Source organism: Latilactobacillus fragifolii (assembly GCF_905332535.1).
Taxonomy (GTDB): domain Bacteria; phylum Bacillota; class Bacilli; order Lactobacillales; family Lactobacillaceae; genus Latilactobacillus; species Latilactobacillus fragifolii.
Genome location: NZ_CAJOCF010000001.1, coordinates 498,911 through 516,446, shown reverse-complemented (window position 1 = coordinate 516,446; position 17,536 = coordinate 498,911). Strand labels below are relative to the sequence as shown.

The 17,536-nt window shown below is 42.7% G+C and carries 15 protein-coding genes; 11 read left to right on the top strand and 4 right to left on the bottom strand.

The window, feature by feature from the left end; genetic code table 11:
- Positions 1-177: 177 nt before the first annotated feature.
- From clpX to J7Q78_RS02450, 3 genes are all read left to right on the top strand, one after another.
- Positions 178-1,431: an ATP-dependent Clp protease ATP-binding subunit ClpX gene (gene clpX / locus J7Q78_RS02460; protein WP_154242112.1), complete on the top strand. Its 1,254-nt coding sequence runs from the start codon at positions 178-180 to the stop codon at positions 1,429-1,431.
- Positions 1,432-1,625: 194 nt separating this feature from the next.
- Positions 1,626-2,225: a ribosome biogenesis GTP-binding protein YihA/YsxC gene (yihA, locus tag J7Q78_RS02455; protein WP_208422350.1), complete on the top strand. Its 600-nt coding sequence runs from the start codon at positions 1,626-1,628 to the stop codon at positions 2,223-2,225.
- Positions 2,225-2,518 (top strand): nucleoside triphosphate pyrophosphohydrolase family protein, encoded by a 294-nt coding sequence (locus tag J7Q78_RS02450; protein ID WP_208422349.1) that lies wholly within the window; start codon positions 2,225-2,227, stop codon positions 2,516-2,518. Before yihA ends, J7Q78_RS02450 begins: the two co-directional genes overlap by 1 nt.
- Positions 2,519-2,635: 117 nt before the next feature.
- Here J7Q78_RS02450 and J7Q78_RS02445 read toward each other — a convergent pair whose 3' ends face one another.
- Positions 2,636-2,788 (bottom strand): SPJ_0845 family protein, encoded by a 153-nt coding sequence (locus J7Q78_RS02445; protein ID WP_173011539.1) that lies wholly within the window; start codon positions 2,786-2,788, stop codon positions 2,636-2,638.
- A 177-nt stretch (positions 2,789-2,965) separates the two neighbouring features.
- On the opposite strand from J7Q78_RS02445, the gene J7Q78_RS02440 reads away from it, so the two are divergent.
- The 7 genes from J7Q78_RS02440 to J7Q78_RS02410 all read left to right on the top strand — a co-directional run bounded on the left by J7Q78_RS02440 (position 2,966) and on the right by J7Q78_RS02410 (position 12,403).
- The gene (locus J7Q78_RS02440; protein WP_235688034.1) at positions 2,966-4,387 is read left to right on the top strand and encodes an ABC transporter substrate-binding protein/permease; all 1,422 of its coding nucleotides are present in this window, start codon (positions 2,966-2,968) and stop codon (positions 4,385-4,387) included.
- Complete coding sequence (locus J7Q78_RS02435; protein WP_208422347.1) at positions 4,380-5,111, top strand: amino acid ABC transporter ATP-binding protein; 732 nt, start codon at positions 4,380-4,382, stop codon at positions 5,109-5,111. Before J7Q78_RS02440 ends, J7Q78_RS02435 begins: the two co-directional genes overlap by 8 nt.
- A 69-nt stretch (positions 5,112-5,180) precedes the next feature.
- Positions 5,181-6,959, top strand: a complete 1,779-nt coding sequence (uvrC, locus tag J7Q78_RS02430; RefSeq protein WP_154242107.1) for an excinuclease ABC subunit UvrC — start codon at positions 5,181-5,183, stop codon at positions 6,957-6,959.
- A gap of 151 nt (positions 6,960-7,110) precedes the next feature.
- Entirely contained in the window at positions 7,111-7,950 is an 840-nt protein-coding gene (locus J7Q78_RS02425; RefSeq protein WP_154242106.1) for a YitT family protein, read from the top strand.
- 101 nt (positions 7,951-8,051) lie between these two features.
- Positions 8,052-8,516 (top strand): MarR family winged helix-turn-helix transcriptional regulator, encoded by a 465-nt coding sequence (locus J7Q78_RS02420; protein WP_154242105.1) that lies wholly within the window; start codon positions 8,052-8,054, stop codon positions 8,514-8,516.
- Positions 8,517-8,523: 7 nt separating this feature from the next.
- Positions 8,524-11,058, top strand: a complete 2,535-nt coding sequence (locus J7Q78_RS02415; protein ID WP_208422346.1) for an AAA family ATPase — start codon at positions 8,524-8,526, stop codon at positions 11,056-11,058.
- 4 nt (positions 11,059-11,062) lie between these two features.
- Positions 11,063-12,403: a replication-associated recombination protein A gene (locus J7Q78_RS02410; RefSeq protein WP_154242102.1), complete on the top strand. Its 1,341-nt coding sequence runs from the start codon at positions 11,063-11,065 to the stop codon at positions 12,401-12,403.
- Between the two features lie 86 nt (positions 12,404-12,489).
- On the opposite strand, the gene J7Q78_RS02405 is transcribed toward J7Q78_RS02410, so the two are convergent.
- The 3 genes from J7Q78_RS02405 to J7Q78_RS02395 are packed head-to-tail and all read right to left on the bottom strand — an operon-like array spanning position 12,490 to position 16,118.
- Positions 12,490-14,424, bottom strand: coding sequence for a PTS fructose transporter subunit IIABC (locus J7Q78_RS02405; protein ID WP_154242101.1), 1,935 nt, complete (start codon positions 14,422-14,424; stop codon positions 12,490-12,492).
- Between the two features lie 24 nt (positions 14,425-14,448).
- Positions 14,449-15,366 (bottom strand): 1-phosphofructokinase, encoded by a 918-nt coding sequence (gene pfkB / locus J7Q78_RS02400; RefSeq protein ID WP_154242100.1) that lies wholly within the window; start codon positions 15,364-15,366, stop codon positions 14,449-14,451.
- On the bottom strand, positions 15,363-16,118 hold the full coding sequence (locus J7Q78_RS02395) for a DeoR/GlpR family DNA-binding transcription regulator (protein ID WP_154242099.1): 756 nt from the start codon (positions 16,116-16,118) through the stop codon (positions 15,363-15,365). The genes pfkB and J7Q78_RS02395 overlap by 4 nt, the downstream gene beginning before the upstream one ends.
- Positions 16,119-16,368: 250 nt before the next feature.
- Between J7Q78_RS02395 and J7Q78_RS02390 the strand changes: the two genes are divergently transcribed.
- On the top strand, positions 16,369-17,463 hold the full coding sequence (locus tag J7Q78_RS02390) for a DUF871 domain-containing protein (RefSeq protein WP_208422345.1): 1,095 nt from the start codon (positions 16,369-16,371) through the stop codon (positions 17,461-17,463).
- Positions 17,464-17,536 lie beyond the last annotated feature (73 nt).

Genomic DNA, 17,536 nt, shown 5'->3' with positions numbered 1-17,536 from the left:
TGCTAAAAAGCGGGTTCAAGGTGTTTACTTTGGACCCGCTTTTGTATCATTGACGGTGTGCGAGTAATTTTACTTTATTCTAGTCCATAGTTATGCTATAGTCTGAATTACGTTGTAGGGGTGTATTTTAATAACTCACAGCGGTAAGCGGATATCGAGAAAGGGGAGAATCCCAGTATGCTAGATGATACAGAAACAACGAACGGACCCGTAACGTGTTCGTTTTGTGGGAAGTCACAAGATCAAGTGAAAAAGATCGTGGCTGGCCCTGGTGTTTATATCTGTAATGAATGTATTGACCTTTGCAAAGAGATTATTGATGAAGAGTTTAAGGATGAGGCCTTCAGTGACTTATTAGAAGTGCCGAAGCCAAAAGAAATTTTAGCTATTTTAAATGATTATGTGATTGGTCAAACAGAAGCGAAAAAAGCATTATCTGTCGCAGTTTATAATCACTACAAACGGGTCAACCAAATGTCAGTCGCCCAAGAAGGGGACACTGAATTACAAAAGAGTAATATTGCATTAATTGGACCAACTGGTTCCGGGAAGACATTCCTTGCGCAAACATTAGCCCGCATTTTAAACGTGCCATTTGCAATTGCGGATGCCACCACTTTAACTGAAGCGGGTTACGTGGGTGAAGATGTTGAAAACATCCTCTTGAAGCTGTTACAGAATGCAGACTTCGATGTTGATCGTGCTGAACGCGGGATTATTTATATTGATGAAATCGATAAAATTGCCAAGAAGAGCGAAAACGTATCGATCACACGTGATGTTTCGGGTGAAGGGGTCCAACAAGCCCTCTTGAAGATTCTTGAAGGAACAATTGCTAGCGTGCCACCGCAAGGCGGTCGTAAGCATCCACAACAAGAGTTAATCCAAATTGATACCACCAATATTTTATTCATCATTGGTGGCGCCTTTGACGGTATCGAAACGATTGTCAAAAATCGCCTAGGTGAAAAGACAATTGGCTTCGGGAGCAAGAATGGGCAAACTACCAATGAAGATCAAAGTTTGATGCAACAAATCGTAACGGAAGATTTAATGAAGTTTGGGATTATTCCTGAATTCATTGGTCGGATTCCGATTACTGCTGCATTAGAAAAACTGACTGAAGATGATTTGGTGCATATTTTAACTGAACCTAAGAACGCGCTTGTTAAACAATACAGCAAGTTGATGGCCTTGGACAATGTTACCTTAGAATTTACACCAGAAGCACTCCATGCGATTGCACATCTAGCGATTGAACGTAACACCGGGGCCCGTGGTTTACGGTCAATTATTGAAGAAGTTATGATGGATATGATGTTTGATATTCCAAGTCGTGAAGATGTTACGAAGGTTGTCGTAACGAAAGAAGCGGTGGATGGCACTGCTAAACCCCAGCTTTTTCTAGCTGACGGCCAAGAAGCATCATAAAAATCCAAAAACTGCCGGGACAAATTAGCTTTTGTCTTGGCAGTTTTTTGCGTTAAGGGCTTTTAAACGGGGGAATAGCACAATTTAATGCTTCGAAGCCGGTGTGTTAACCACGAAACCAAAGAGATGTCAACGGCGCAATAATTATTTATTTATGCTAAACTAGCATTCGAAGGAAATAATCGGAGGTTATTATGGAAGTACATGATGTTGAAATGGTGATGAGTGCGGTAGCTGCTTCGCAGTACCCAACTGATCAATTACCTGAAATTGCGTTATCTGGTCGTTCAAATGTCGGGAAGTCGTCATTAATCAATAAGTTGATCAACCGTAAGAGCTATGCTCGCACATCTAGTAAGCCAGGTAAGACGCAGACTTTAAACTTTTATCGGGTTGAAAATGAACTTTACTTTGTCGATGTTCCTGGCTATGGGTATGCCAAAGTTTCAAAGAAACAACGGGAAAAGTTTGGGCAAATTATTGAGGCTTATTTAACCAGTCGCTCAAATCTAAAAGGGCTTATTTCATTAATTGATGGCCGTCATGAACCAACTGATGATGATATTGCGATGTACGTGTTCGCTAAATATTATGATATCCCTGTTTTAGTGGTTGCCACTAAGATGGATAAGATTTCAACAGGAAAATGGAATCGCCAAGAAAAGATTATCAAAGAAGCGCTTGATTTTAATCCAGTCGATCAATTTGTTTGCTTTAGTGCCCTTACTGGGGCGGGCAAAGAGCAGGTCTGGGAATGGATTGAAAAGCAATGTGCAATAGGGGGACAAGCATAATGGAATTTAATGACTATCAAAAGTTAGCCAACCGAACGTTATATGGTAATGAACAAGTGTTAACTAACTTAGCTTTGGGCTTAGCAAGTGAAAGTGGTGAAGTAGTTGATATCGTTAAAAAATATGCGTTTCAAGGCCATGAATTAGATGAACAAATAATGTCTAAGAAAATTGGTGATGTACTTTGGTACTTATCACAAATTGCGGAATGGAATAATCTCGACTTTGATAAAGTCGCTCGTGAAAACATCGAACAATTGAAACAGCGTTACCCAGAAAGACACGCCGAATAAAAAAGGGTGCTACCAGCGATGATTAACAGTGAAGATCAGTATGTTTAAACGATAAAAAAGGGCGCTAAGACAAATCAACTTTTGTCTTAGCGCCCTTTTTGACGTTATCGGAACCGTTTATTTCTTTTCTTTTTGTTTGGCAGCTTCTTTTTTTAATTTATCAGCCGTTTTTTCAACTTGTGTTTCAACTTTTTGGCGTTCTTCTGGTAATGATGCAAATTTATCGAATAAACCAGTTAAATCGGTTCTGTTAGTGACTTTTAAGCCCATCCTAATCCCTCTTTTCTAATTTGCATCTATCATACCAAATAATAATGATTTCGCCAATGTTTCATGATTGATAAATAAATATTGCATAATTATTTAATTAATTGTATGATATTCCTAATCATAGGAGGAAAAAAGATGACGATAAAAAAATTACTCGCTTTTGTTGGTTTACCATTCATGGGACTATTAACGTTTTTTATGATTCAGCAGCAGCCTGTTTTGGCGGTTGGGCAGTCGGTTAGTCAGGTTCAAGCTAAAAAAACGTTGGTTCTGGGGACGAGTCCTGATTATGCACCTTATGAATTTTTAGTGAATAAAAACGGTAAAAATAAGATTGTTGGTATGGATATTCAAGTTGCACAGAAGCTAGCTGATGATTTAGGCGTTAAGTTAGTGGTAAAGTCGATGGACTTTGATGCGCTACTGGTTGGTTTGGAAACTGGTAAAGTCGATATGGTCATTTCTGCGATGTCACCGACCGATGAACGAAGCAAGAGTGTTGATTTTTCTAACGTCTATTATCTTGGGGGCCAATCGATTTTAGTTAATAAGGCTGATGCAAAGATTTACCACTCCAAAAATAGTTTTAAGGGTCAAAAAGTCGGCGTCCAAACGGGGAGCTTTCAACAAACGCTCGCCAAAAAGCAAATTAAAGATGCTAAAATAACGGGCTTGGCCAAAGTACCAGATCTCGTGCTTGCATTAAAAAGTCATAAAATCGATGGGATTGTGGCTGAAGAACCAGTCGCCACCGCATATGCCAGCAATGATCCCGATCTTGTTCAAATTGATGGAAAATTTGATTTAGGCGCAGATATGCAAGGCTCAGCAATTGCCTTTCCAAAGGATTCGCCAACCTTGGTCGCAGTCGCTAATAAAAGTATTGGACAAATTAAAAAGCAAAAATTAATTCCCCAATATTTAAAACATGCGGGGCAACTGATGAAAATCAACACGCACAACACCAGCATGTGGCATTATTGGGCATATTTCGCTAAAGGAATTGGCTACACGCTATTCATCACTATCGTTTCAATTGCAATTGGGATTTTAATCGGGGGACTATTGGCCTTTGGTCGTCTAGCTAAGAACAAGTTAGTGCGCGCACTTGCAGTTATGTACATCGAATTTGTCCGCGGCACACCATTGATGATCCAAATCATGTTCGTTTACTTCGGGATTGGCTTATGGATTAATATTCCAGCCCTTGTAGCAGGGGTAATTGCCGTTTCTTTAAATAGTGCGGCGTATGTTGCCGAAATTATCCGTTCCGGCATCAATGCAATCGATGCCGGCCAAACCGAAGCTTCAAGAAGTTTGGGCTTATCACAACGCGATACAATGCGCTATATTGTTTTACCACAAGCGCTGAAGAATATCTGGCCGGCTCTAGGGAATGAATTTATTTCTTTAATCAAGGAAAGTTCAATCGTTTCGATTATTGGGGTCACCGATTTGATTTATCAACTGAAAGTGGTTCAATCAGCAACTTATAAAGGTGTCGCACCGATTTTTGTGGCCATGGTCATCTACTTTATAATGACCTTTAGCCTTTCGAAACTCTTGAACCATGTGGAAAGGAAGATGCAGCATGCTTAAAATTAATCAATTGGTCAAAAAATATGGGGACAACCTTGTTTTAAATGGGGTTAGTGGTGAAGTACAAGCTGGTCAAGTCATTGTTGTTATCGGCCCTTCCGGTGGGGGAAAAAGTACCTTATTACGGTGTTTGAATCGGTTAGAGGATCCAACGAGCGGACAAATTTTATTTGAAGGCACCGATTTGATGACGCTGAGTGAAAAACAACTCGATCAAATCCGGACGAAGATGGGAATGGTCTTTCAAAACTTCAACTTATTCCCTAATTTAACGGTACTTGATAACTTAACGTTAGCACCGCAAAAAGTGAAAAAAGAATCAGCGGCTGAAACAACAGCCAAAGCAAAGGCGCTCCTTGAACGGGTTGGCTTAGCTGATAAGGCGGATGCCTATAGTGAGCAACTATCTGGTGGGCAAAAACAACGGATTGCCATTGCGCGCGCACTTGCAATGGCCCCTGATGTACTATTGTTCGATGAACCGACTTCAGCGCTCGATCCAGAAATGGTTGGCGAAGTGCTCAAGGTGATGCAGGATTTGGCCCACGAAGGGATGACAATGGTTGTTGTGACTCACGAAATGGGGTTTGCACGCGAAGTGGCCGATGAAGTCTGGTTCATGGCAGACAGTCAAATCATCGAAAAAGGGACCCCGGCAGCAATTTTTGACCACCCCCAAGAAGAACGGACCCAACAGTTTTTAGCCAAGGTTCTAGCACAATAGTTGCAATTTAGCCAAAAACACGTAAAATAGAAAAACGAACACTTGTTTTGAATTAGAGGAGTGGTGTTTTTGGCAAGCGAACACATTGAACATAAATTGGCGCTATTACCCGCGTTACCCGGCTGTTATATCATGAAGGATATCAATGCCAAGATTATCTATGTAGGGAAGGCAAAAAATCTTAAAAACCGCGTGCGCTCTTATTTTAAAAGTAGTCACGAAGGGAAAACGGCCAAACTGGTCTCTGAAATTGTCGATTTTGAAACGATTATTACTTCGACGAATAAAGAGGCCTTTTTGTTGGAAATTACCTTAATTCAGAAGCACCAACCCTACTTTAATATTAAACTCAAACGAGGCACCGGTTACCCTTACATTAAGATTACGAATGAACGCGATCCCCGGATACTGATTACTGGGGATGTCAAAAAAGATGGTGGCTTTTATTTTGGCCCATATCCAGATGTGTACGCCGCTCAAGAAACCTTGCGCTTTTTACAACGGGTTTATCCTCTGCGGCGCTGTCAGGGGCACCAAGGACGGCCATGTCTGTATTATCATATGGGTCAATGTTTGGGCGCGTGTTTTAAAGAAGTCCCTGAAAGTGTCTATACAGCCCAAATCAAGGAGATTAAACGTTTTTTAAATGGGCAAGTTGACCCGGTAAAAAAAGAACTGACAGCTAAAATGACGACTGCCGCCGAAGAGATGCAGTTTGAACGGGCTGCAGAATTACGCGATCAACTGCGCTACATTGAAGCCACAGTTGAAAAGCAAAAGATTATTTCTAACGACAATACACCACGCGATTTATTTGCCTTTTATTTGGATAAAGGATGGTTGTCGATTCAAATCTTCTTTATCCGCCAAGCCCGGCTGATTCGTCGTGAAAAGCGGCTGTTCCCATGTGTTAGCACGCCTGAAGAAGAATTAGCGACCTTTATTTTACAATGGTACAACCGCAAAAATAATGTGCTGCCACGTGAGATTTTAGTTCCAGAGGGGGTTGAAAAGAAAGTCCTCGCCGAAATTTTGAATGTGCCAATTCGAACGCCACAACGCGGTGAGAAAAAAGCACTGATGGAAATGGCCCAAAAAAATAGCCGGCTCGTATTGGAAGAAAAGTTTCGTTTATTGGAACTCGATAATCGTAAGACCATTGGCGCTCAGGATGAGATTATGGATGCGCTTGGGTTACCACATGGACACGTGATTGAAGCATTTGATCATTCGCATATCCAAGGGACTGATCCAGTCTCAGCAATGGTCACGTTTGTTGATGGTCGTGCCGAGAAGAAACTTTACCGCAAGTATAAGTTAACGCAAACGCCAGACCGTGCAGGGGCCAATGAAGATGCCAATACGCGCGAAGTCATCTTTCGCCGATATTCGCGGTTGCTCAAAGAGGGGAAGCCGTTGCCTGATTTAATTTTAATGGATGGTGGGATTGTGGAGCTTAATGCGGCTAAAGACGTCTTAGAGAACGAATTAGGCCTGTCAATTCCAGTGGCGGGGATGGTCAAGGATAAGCACCATAAAACGGCCGCGCTATTATATGGCGAAGTTGAGCAAACCATTCAGTTGGATCCGAAGAGCCAAGGCTTTTACTTATTGACGCGGATTCAAGATGAAGTCCATCGTTTTGCCATCAGTTTTCATCGACAATTACGCGGTAAGAATTCCTTAAGTTCTAAGCTCGATGATATTAAGGGCGTTGGTCCTAAGACGCGGACGAAACTTTTGAAGAATTTCGGTTCGATGAAGCATATCAAAGAAGCCTCAGTTGAAGACCTGGAGGCACTCGGGATAGCGAAGGCTGTGGCACAGACGATTAAATTATCACTTTAATTGTGTGTTTGAAGTACATTTCACTCGATATTTCCGCAAAAACGTTAGTCTAACTACTAGTTGGCCTAACGTTTTTTAAGTGGTCCCCCCCTTTTATCTGTATGGCGGAATATGGTACGCTTGTGTTAGTTTGAATGAGGATGTGAGTGAGATGCAGAAAAATTCCCTGTTAAAAAATGGGCTTGGAATGATGATTGGGGCCTTTATATATGCTGTGGCGATTAATGATTTCTTGATTCCCCACCATATCGGTGAAGGTGGTGTAACCGGCTTGACGGCAATTGGCTACTATGCGTTGGCGATTCCGCCAGCTGTTACGAACTTAGTCTTGAACGGCTTGTTAGTGATTGTCGGGTTTAAATATTTGGAGAAGCAGACCATCTGGTATTCGGTATGGGCAGTGCTTTGGATTTCAGTATTCTTACGGCTCCCACATTTTATCGATTATCATACGACACAGACGCTGATTCCAACGATGATTGGTGGCGTATTAATGGGGATTGCGATGGCGATTATCATGCATTGCCAGGGAACAATCGCCGGTAGTACGATTCTAGCGAAGATTGCCAACCGGTATTTAGGGGTTCAAAATGGTTCCGCAATGCTTTTTTTCGATTTAATTGTTGCGCTTCCGTCGGGCTTGATTATTGGCTTTCAAAATATGCTTTTAACAATTATTGAACTGTATTTATCAGCTGTTGTTTTAAATAAATTACTCGCTAAATTTGGAGCAAAACGCGCAGTGACGATTATTTCAGATCAGTATGCATCAATTGCTGCGACCCTCTCGTCGCAGTTCCACCAAGGGATCACGATTATTAAAGCCCAAGGGTACTATCGTCAAAATGAGCGACCGATGCTGTATGTGATTTGTACGGCCAAACAACTCGCGGCGTTAGTCCCAGTGATTTCGACGATTGACCAGCAGGCATTGGTAGTGGTTGAAGAAGTTCGGAGTGTCCAGGCAGAGCATCTGCAACAGCTCCTTTAGAAACATCGTGGGTCACCATGGTGTTTTTTTATCGCTAAAATTGTTTTTATATAGTAATATATAATTAAGGCTGCTATCAAGACCATGGAGGAGTGGATGGGATGAAAACTAAAAAGGGTGGTTATTTAACGTTGAAGATTCGCTTATTAAACACCCGACTTTTTAATCGTTACTTAACGGCTGACCCACGCGCACGCTATAATGCTGAACAAGGGAAAATCTTGTCAGCATTATGGGATCATCATCCGCAAACTGCGACAGAATTAGCCCAAGTGACGGGATTGGCAAATAGTAGTTTATCGTTGATGTTACGACGGTTAGAAGAACAAGGGCTATTAATTAGTGAACATTCGCCAATCGATAAGCGCAAACGGGTCTTTGATTTAACGCGTTTGGGAGCCAGTCAGCAACAGGTCGGCGATGATGTTAGTCGGCGATTGAGCGCCGTTTTTTACAAAGGGTTTTCGGATGCTGAAGTGGCAGCCGTTGATGGCTATTTAGAACGAATTTTAGCGAATTTAGAAGCAGAGGCGGCCGCTTTTAATCGGCAGTCAAAAAAGGAGTGAGTCAATCATGGTAACTAAGCAACCAACTCAGATTGAAGTGCGAGGTGGCAATGTTAATAACTTGCAAAATATTAACGTCGATATTCCTTTAAATCAATTTGTGGCGATTTCAGGACCGTCGGGTTCAGGGAAAAGTTCACTTGCTATGGGGATTTTATATGCGGAAGGTTCCCGGCGCTATTTAGAGGCGTTATCGACTTACACGCGGCGGCGGATTACGCAAAATAAACGCTCACAAGTTCAGGAAGTGCGGCATATTCCGTCAGCCATTGCCCTCCGGCAAAGGCCCAGTGTGCCATCCGAACGTTCGACGGTCGGATCGATGAGTGAGCTTTTTAATGTAGTACGGCTGATTTTTTCACGGCTAGGGACGACGCGTTGTCCAAATGGGCATACGATTCAACCGAGCCTAAAAATTGCCCAAGTCATGGACTTAGCGGGTGATAAGATGGGGCTGATTACGTGTCCCACATGTCAAGTTCAGTTTATGGCTAAATCAGCCGAAGATTTTGCCTTTAATTCGGCTGGTGCTTGCCCAGAATGTCATGGGACCGGGCAAATCCAAACGCTAGATGAGCGTAAAATCATTGCAGATGAAAATCTCAGTATTGAAGACGGGGCGATTGCCTCATGGCGCTTGCCTGGTCGTAATTTCATGCCAACGGTCGCAGCTCATATCGGGGTGCGCATTGATGTTCCTTACAAAGATTTGACGGCTAAGGAAAAAGAAATCGTCTTGCATGGTAAACGCGCGAAGTACGCGGTTGATTTCCATACTTCAACTGGGCGTGTTTTTAGTACAGAGAATACCCTTTATGAAAATGCTTACGATGCAGTCTATGAATCGCTAAAGTCGGTTAAAAGTGAGCGCGCAATGGCTAAAGTCAATTCCTTCTTTCATTTTTCAACCTGCCCAACGTGTCATGGGACACGGTTAAATCCGGAATTACTTACCCAAATAGTTGGCGGGCAAAACATTGCAGAAGTTTCCAATTTGACGTTAGGGGCATTAGAAGATTGGGTGAATGCTACTAAAGCTGACCTCCCGGATGAGATGCAGCAAATGGCGACGATCTTATTTAAGAACTTATTAGAAACGCTACAACCTTTACGCGAATTGGGATTGGATTACCTGACGTTATCACGCAATGGGAATACATTATCGACTGGTGAATTACAACGAATTCAATTGGCACGGACGTTGCGAACAGCGACAACTGGCGTGTTGTACGTTTTAGATGAACCATCAATTGGCCTGCATCCCGATAACGTGGAAGGATTAATTCATATTTTCCGGCAGTTAGTGGCGCAAGGTAATTCGTTAGTGGTTGTTGATCATGAAGTGAATATTATCAGTCAAGCTGATTGGGTTATTGAAATTGGACCAGAAGCCGGCCGCAAAGGTGGCCAAGTGATTGCCCAAGGGAAACCAGCAGATTTAGTCCATGATCCGCATTCATTGATTGGACCGTACATTGCCGGACAGGCGTCTATTTTGTATCCTAAAGTAACGACTCAAGTGGCCAGTACGCAGACAACCATGACGGTTGGGCCGTATTTTAACTTGCATGATGTGACTATCGAAATTCCCGATAACCAAATTACGGCGGTTTCTGGATTTTCAGGAGCCGGTAAAACGAGTTTGATTCTAGACAGTTTAGTGCCCGCAATTCAAGCACACCAGCAGCATGACCAACTTCCCGAACAGGTTACAGAGTTGACGACTACGCTAACTTCAGTTGTCAGCATTGATGCTAAGCCGGTTGGTAAAAATGCGCGTTCAACGTTAGCGACTTATACCAACATTATGACCAATCTCCGTAAATTATTTGCTAGTCTACCCGAATCACAAGCCCATCATTACGGCATTGCTCATTTTTCTTATAACAATAAAGCAGGCGCTTGTCCGAATTGCGGTGGTTTAGGCAGCATTATTTTAGATATTCAATACTTACCAGACATGGCAGAAATTTGCCCAGAATGCCATGGCAAACGATACAAGCCGGCTATCGAAGCTATCAAGTGGCAAGGCTATAGCATTGTTGATTTATTGGATTTATCGGTGGAAGACGCAATACCAGTCTTTGCAGATGTGCCAGCTATTCAAAAGGAACTCAAGATTCTTAAGGAAATTGGCTTGGCTTATTTACATCTTGGTGAAAGTACGCCGAGTCTTTCCGGCGGTGAAGCTCAGCGCTTAAAACTAGCAACGCACTTGAATAAACAACGGGCGAAAACCCTGTTTGTGTTTGATGAACCTTCCGTTGGGCTGCATCCGCGTGACGTTGAAACCTTGGTGGGCGTTATTAATCAGCTTAAAGCTAAAGGTGCAACAATTATTATGATTACGCACGACCTTGATTTGATGACGAATGCCGATTATTTAATTGATCTAGGACCTAAAGGTGGCAGTCAAGGTGGCCAAGTGATGGCGATGGGTGAGCCTTTTAACCTCGTGGCCTCAGACGTTGAGAGTTTAACCTTACGTTATCTACGGGCGCATTTTAAGCAGTTCCAGTTAACAACAACTAAAGTGGGGTGAGAAAATGGGACAAACCTCTTTATTTGACCAAGAAATGGCGATGAATGCGCCGCTTGCTAACCGTGTTCGACCGACTGATTTAGACAGTTTTGTGGGTCAAAAGCATTTAGTCGGGCCCGGTAAGTTTTTAAGGGAAATGATTGATAAAGATCAAGTGACCTCAATGATTTTCTGGGGGCCACCCGGCGTTGGTAAGACGACCTTAGCGGAGATTATCGCGCGTAAAACGGCCTCGAAATTTATTACCTTTAGTGCCGCAATGAACGGAATTAAAGAGATTCGCAAGATTATGAATGAGGCTGAAGAAAATCGGCAACTCGGTGCGCGGACAATTGTCTTTATTGATGAAATTCATCGATTTAATAAGGCACAGCAGGATGCTTTTTTGCCGTATGTTGAAAAAGGCAGCATTATCTTAATTGGCGCAACAACCGAAAATCCGTCGTTTGAAATCAATTCAGCGTTGCTATCACGCTCGCGGGTCTTTGTGTTAAAGCAATTGACGGAAGCCGATATTATTGAATTACTGCAACGTGTCTTGAAGGTACCACAAGCCTTTCCGGATTTAACCGTTCATATCAGTGATGCGCTGTTGAAACAAGTTGCGGTTTTTTCGAATGGTGATGCGCGGACGGCATTGAATATTTTAGAAATGTTAGTCATTAATAGTGATGTGCAAGACCATCAAGTGACCGTTAACAGCGACCTACTAGGGGAACTACTGAATAAGAAAACCGCTTATTATGATAAAGACGGTGAGGAACACTATAATATTATTTCGGCATTGCATAAGTCGATGCGCAATAGTGACGTCGACTCAGCAATTTATTGGTTGGGGCGGATGATTGACGGTGGTGAAGATCCGATTTATATCGCTCGGCGGCTTGTCCGTTTTGCAAGTGAGGATATTGGTTTAGCGGATAACAATGCATTGAATTTGGCAATGAATGTCTTTCAAGCTTGTCAGGCTATTGGCTTACCGGAATGCGACGTTCATTTGACGCAATGCGTGATTTATCTAGCGCTGGCGCCTAAATCAAATGCAACTTATAAAGCGCGGACCGCCGTTCAAAAAGATATCAAAAAGACCATTGATGAACCAGTACCTTTACACTTGCGCAATGCAGCTACTAAATTGATGAAGGAAGTTGGCTACGGTAAAGGCTATCAACTCGCACATTTTTATGATGATAAGTTGACAACGATGCCAACGCGACCTGAAAGCATTGCCGAACATATCTATTACCGGCCAACGGAGCAAGGCAATGAGTCCCGTATGAAACAACGCTTGAATTATATCAACGAATGGAAGCAACACCATAATACCAGTTTCAAAGCTGACTAAAAACTGCTAGTGGGAGTTAGACTGAAGGGGGTTAGCTTAATTCGGCCATAAAAAAATCCCAAGTCCATTGGACTTGGGATTTTTTATTAGGCTTCTTTAGCAGCGGGACGCCAGAGACCTAAAATGAAGGCACTGACAAATGTCCCAATCAAAACGGCAAGGATGAAGAGTAAACCATGGTTGGCAAGTGGGGCCACGAAAATGCCACCATGGGGGGCAGGAACAGTGATTTGCCATAATTGTGTTAAACCACCACCGATTGCTGAACCGATCACACTTGAAACAATCACGTGTAATGGATCTGCGGCAGCAAATGGAATAGCCCCTTCAGTAATGAATGAAATACCTAATACATAGTTTGCAAAGGCTTGTTTCCGTTCACTACCGGTAAATTTATTTTTGAAAATAGTAGCAGCAACTGCGATTGCCAATGGTGGAACCATCCCACCAGCCATTACAGCAGCCATCAGTGAACCATCTTTAGTCGTTGTGAAGACGCCGATTGCGAAGGTATAAGCCGCTTTGTTGAAAGGACCACCCATATCAACGGACATCATTCCTCCTAAAATGGCACCAAGTAATAAGGCGTTACCGGCACCTAAGTGGGTGAGGAAAGTACTCAACCAGAGGTTAATTTGAGCAAAGACGGGGTTAATCATGAAGTACATAATAAAACCGACAATCAATAGCCCTAGGACAGGGAAAATTAAGATAGGTTTTAAACCATCAAGGGTTTGTGGTAAGTTCTTGAAAACTTTTTTCAAACCAACGATGACCCAACCAGCAATAAACCCAGCGGCTAAACCACCAAGGAATCCGGCTGGACTCTTTGAAGCTAGGACACTTGCTGTTGCTTGACTAGCCATATAGCCTCCGACAAATCCGGGCATTAAAGCCGGTCGATCACCGATTGAAATTGCAATATACGCAGCAAGCACTGGAATTAAGAAGTTAAAGGCATTATTCCCTAATGAGTTCAAGAAAATGAAAGTTGTGGAATGTGCGCCAACGGTTTGTTCCAAAAGGAATGAGATGGCCATTAAAATCCCACCACCAACAACGAATGGTAACATGTTTGAAACACCATTCATTAAATCTTGGTAGATCCGACTCCAAAGGGTTTTCTTATCCGCTGAGGCTTCTTCACTCGATTGGCTTTCAGTTGCGTGATAAATTGCCCCTTCTTCGGCCAATGTTTTTTGGATGAGTTCAGCTGGTTTCTTGATACCGTCGATAACGGGGCGGTTCAAGAGATGTTTACCGTCAAAACGAGGCATATCGACTTTCTTGTCGGCAGCGATAATGACCCCCGTTGCACGCTTAATATCATCGGCAGTCAATTGATGTTTAACCCCTTCAGAACCGTTTGTTTCAACTTTGATGTCGATGCCCATTTTAGCGGCTGTTTCTTTCAAAGCAGCTTCAGCCATATAAGTGTGAGCAATCCCTGTTGGACAAGCTGTGACAGCAACGATGAATGGTTTTTGTTCGTCAGTAGGTGTGGGTGTTGCAGCATTGGTTTTAGCGGCTTCTTGAGCTTCTTCCTTAGCATCTTCGGCATCTTTAGCCGCTTGTGCATTAGCAAAAAGAGTTTGCACGTCTTCAGGTGTTTGGGCTTGTTTCAAATCAGCGACTAACTGTGGATTGATTAAAAGGGATGAAAGTCCCGCTAAGGCTTGTAAATGGGTATCATTGGCCCCTTCTGGCGCAGCAATCATGAAGAACAAGTAAACGGGTTGGCCATCTAAGGCGTCGTATTCAACACCGTTTTGGCTCTTAGCGAATAGAACAGTTGCGCGTTGGACAGCACTGTCTTTTGCATGGGGCATCGCAATCCCTTCACCGATCCCAGTTGAAGATTGTGCTTCTCGGGCCAAAATATCTTTACGATAGAGGGCATCATCTGTGACAACGCCGATGTCTTTATAACGTGCAACCATTTCATCAACAGCAGCTTCTTTAGTCGTTGCTTGTAAATCCATGATCATCGCATCTTTTAAGAGTAAATCTTGGATGTTCATAATAAATCTCCTTTGTATTTAAAATTAATCAACTTGTGTGATTTCAATTTGGGGTAAGAGTTCGTTAATCTTAGCGCTAGTGGCTAAATCTTCTGAAAAGGCCGTCGCACTGCCACAAGCAAGACTTGTTTTGAAGGCCGCTAGTGCATCGTGATGTTGCGCGAATGTTCCGACAAAGCCGGCAATCATTGAATCGCCAGAGCCAACGGAATTAATGACTGTGCCTTTTGGGGTACCACCGAGGTAAGCATGATCTTGGGTGATTAAGAGAGCACCATCACCGGCCATTGAGACCAAAACGTGTTGGGCGCCTTGGTCTAGTAATTTGCGACCAGCGGTAATGATTTCACTTTGATTGGCAAAATGTGTGTCGAATAGTTCTGCTAATTCGTGATGGTTTGGTTTGATGACTAGCGGTTTTTCAGCCAATGTGTCTAATAAAGCTTGACCAGTCGTATCAATGACAAATTCAGCGTTGTGGGCTTGAATCAATGGAATTAAATCTTTATAGAAACTAGCAGGTAAATTAGGTGGCAAGCTCCCTGACATAAAGACAATGTCGCCGGCTTCTAGCTTAGATAGCTGTTGTTTCAAGTGGTCAACGGCAGCAGCTGAAATGTGTGGGCCTTGGCCGTTAATTTCAGTTTCTTCAGTATTGTCTTTTAATTTAACGTTAATCCGAGTGTCTTCTTCGACTTCGGTAAAGCGACAATCGATGGCAGCATTATTGAGTTTGCTTTGAATGAATTGACCAGTAAAGCCACCGACAAAGCCCAATGCAACACTTGGTAACGCTAATTCAGCAAGGATGCGTGAAACGTTGATTCCTTTGCCACCTGGCAGTTTAACGTCAGATTGAACGCGGTTAACGTTGCCGGTATTTAATTTTTCAAGTTGAATGACGTAATCGATTGATGGATTCGCCGTAATCGTATAAATCAAGATAAAACCTCCTGGATTTCTGTGTGTGAATGATAATGTTTGTAAACAGATGGCGGTAATTGATCAGTAATCAATTGCACTTGTCCCAATGGCGCAAACTTACTGAATGAAACAGCGTCGAACTTTGTATGGTCCGCCAAAACCATTGTTTGGCTCGCTTGTTGAATCGCAAATCGCTTTAGGGTGGCTTCTTCTGGATCAGGGGTTGTTAGCCCAGCTTCAACATCAATACCATTTGTACCAAGGATTGCTTGGTTGAATTGGAATTGCAAAAGTGTTTCTAAAGCAGCAGCGCCAATCATTGCCTTGGTTTTACTCTTAACCCGGCCACCGAGTAGGAAAGTTTGTATCTGGTGGTCTGCTAAAAGCGAGGCTGTGTCAACCCCGTTGGTGACAACCGTCAAATTCATTTCGGGTTTCAAGTAGGGGATAATGGCTTGCGTTGTTGTGCCAGCATCTAAGTAAATAACGCAACCTTGTTGAATGTGGGCTGCGGTAAATTTGGCAATCGCGTTTTTTTCGTGAACGTTCTTGCTATTTTTTTCAATCTGGCCAAGTTCTTCTTGTAACGTATTGATGCGCTTAGCACCACCGTGAATCCGAGTGGCAAGTCCTTGTTCTTCGAGCAATTGTAAGTCACGACGGACAGTTGATTCAGAAGCGTTTAGTAACTGGCACAAAGTTTGCATTTTAACGACGTCTTGCTGTTTTAAAAGTTTTAATATGGCTTGGTGACGTTCCTCTGTTAACATGACAAAACCTCCGTAGCATCATTATGACATCGTTTCCATACGAAAGCAATCAAAATATTGCAAAAACGTTCAAAAACCACCAAAACGTTGGGATAGACCGAAAAAAAGATTGGTCCATTAGCAAGTAAATTACAAATCATGCTAGAAATAGACCAGTTCAAAACTAGTGTAAGTGTTTTCAAAATTAATTAAGGTATGCTAGACTAATAGATGACAGGGCGGTATAGCCACTGACTAGGAGGTACTATTCATGGGGAAATTAGGCGTTTCAATTTATCCAGAGCGATCAACTTTTGAAAAGGATGCGGCATATTTAGATTTGGCACATCAATATGGCTTTCAGCGAGTTTTTACTTCTTTATTGGAAGTTTCTGGCGATCAAGAAGCAGTGTTCGGTAATTTTAAGCGCGTCGTGGCCCATGCCAACCAATTAGGAATGCAAGTGATGATTGACATTAACCCGGGGTTGTTCCAGCAACTTGGCATCTCATATGATAATTTAAGTTTCTTCCATGAACTCGGTGCTTGGGGCATTCGACTCGATAATGGTTTTACCGGTCAAGAAGAAGCGCAAATGACACGTAATCCATATGATTTAAAAATTGAAATTAATATGAGTCAAGGGACCAGTTACGTCGATAATATTATGAGTTACTCACCAAAACGAGAAAATTTATTCGGCTGTCATAACTTCTACCCACATCGCTATTCAGGTTTAGGTGAGGGCTTCTTCAAGCAATGTACGGCCCAGTTTGCGCAGTACCATCTTAATACAGCAGCGTTTGTCAACTCACATGAAGCGACTTTTGGACCATGGCCAACTCAAGACGGGCTACCAACGTTGGAAGTTGATCGTGATTTGCCAATAGCGACCCAGATGAAACATTACGTCTTAATGGATAATGTTGATGACCTTATTGTTGGTAATGCTTATGCTTCTGAAGCAGAATTAAAGACGATGCAGCACGTCTTTAATGCCGAATTCCCAGAAGTAGCGATTGAAGTCGTTGATGATATTACGCCTGACGAACGCAAAGTACTTTTTGAAAGTTTGCACAGTTATCGTGGTGATCGCTCCGAATATCTTTTACGGTCCACAATGACGCGTGTTATCTACAAAGAGCTCCCGTTTCCAGCGCACAACTCAGTTGCTATCAAACGTGGTGATATCCTAATTGATAATGTGGGTTACGGTCAATATAAAGGGGAAACGCAAATTGCGCTCCAAGCGATGCCCAATGACGGTCGGGTCAACGTTGTCGGGCATATCGCACCAACTGAATTATGCTTATTAGATTACTTGAAACCATGGAGCCAATTCAAATTGGTGCCCGTCAGCCATTAATAAATGAAAAAGCGTACTGCTCAGGTTTACTTGATGCGTACGCTTTTTGACGTACAGCAAAGCCAATTCGGTG

What these genes read in the sequence shown, in the direction of transcription:
- clpX (WP_154242112.1), top strand. Translation starts at nt 178, where the DNA reads ATGCTAGATGATACAGAAACAACGAACGGACCCGTAACGTGTTCGTTT.
- yihA (WP_208422350.1), top strand. Translation starts at nt 1,626, where the DNA reads ATGGAAGTACATGATGTTGAAATGGTGATGAGTGCGGTAGCTGCTTCG.
- J7Q78_RS02450 (WP_208422349.1), top strand. Translation starts at nt 2,225, where the DNA reads ATGGAATTTAATGACTATCAAAAGTTAGCCAACCGAACGTTATATGGT.
- J7Q78_RS02445 (WP_173011539.1), bottom strand. Translation starts at nt 2,788, where the DNA reads ATGGGCTTAAAAGTCACTAACAGAACCGATTTAACTGGTTTATTCGAT.
- J7Q78_RS02440 (WP_235688034.1), top strand. Translation starts at nt 2,966, where the DNA reads ATGGGACTATTAACGTTTTTTATGATTCAGCAGCAGCCTGTTTTGGCG.
- J7Q78_RS02435 (WP_208422347.1), top strand. Translation starts at nt 4,380, where the DNA reads ATGCTTAAAATTAATCAATTGGTCAAAAAATATGGGGACAACCTTGTT.
- J7Q78_RS02425 (WP_154242106.1), top strand. Translation starts at nt 7,111, where the DNA reads ATGCAGAAAAATTCCCTGTTAAAAAATGGGCTTGGAATGATGATTGGG.
- J7Q78_RS02420 (WP_154242105.1), top strand. Translation starts at nt 8,052, where the DNA reads ATGAAAACTAAAAAGGGTGGTTATTTAACGTTGAAGATTCGCTTATTA.
- J7Q78_RS02415 (WP_208422346.1), top strand. Translation starts at nt 8,524, where the DNA reads ATGGTAACTAAGCAACCAACTCAGATTGAAGTGCGAGGTGGCAATGTT.
- J7Q78_RS02410 (WP_154242102.1), top strand. Translation starts at nt 11,063, where the DNA reads ATGGGACAAACCTCTTTATTTGACCAAGAAATGGCGATGAATGCGCCG.
- J7Q78_RS02405 (WP_154242101.1), bottom strand. Translation starts at nt 14,424, where the DNA reads ATGAACATCCAAGATTTACTCTTAAAAGATGCGATGATCATGGATTTA.
- J7Q78_RS02395 (WP_154242099.1), bottom strand. Translation starts at nt 16,118, where the DNA reads ATGTTAACAGAGGAACGTCACCAAGCCATATTAAAACTTTTAAAACAG.
- J7Q78_RS02390 (WP_208422345.1), top strand. Translation starts at nt 16,369, where the DNA reads ATGGGGAAATTAGGCGTTTCAATTTATCCAGAGCGATCAACTTTTGAA.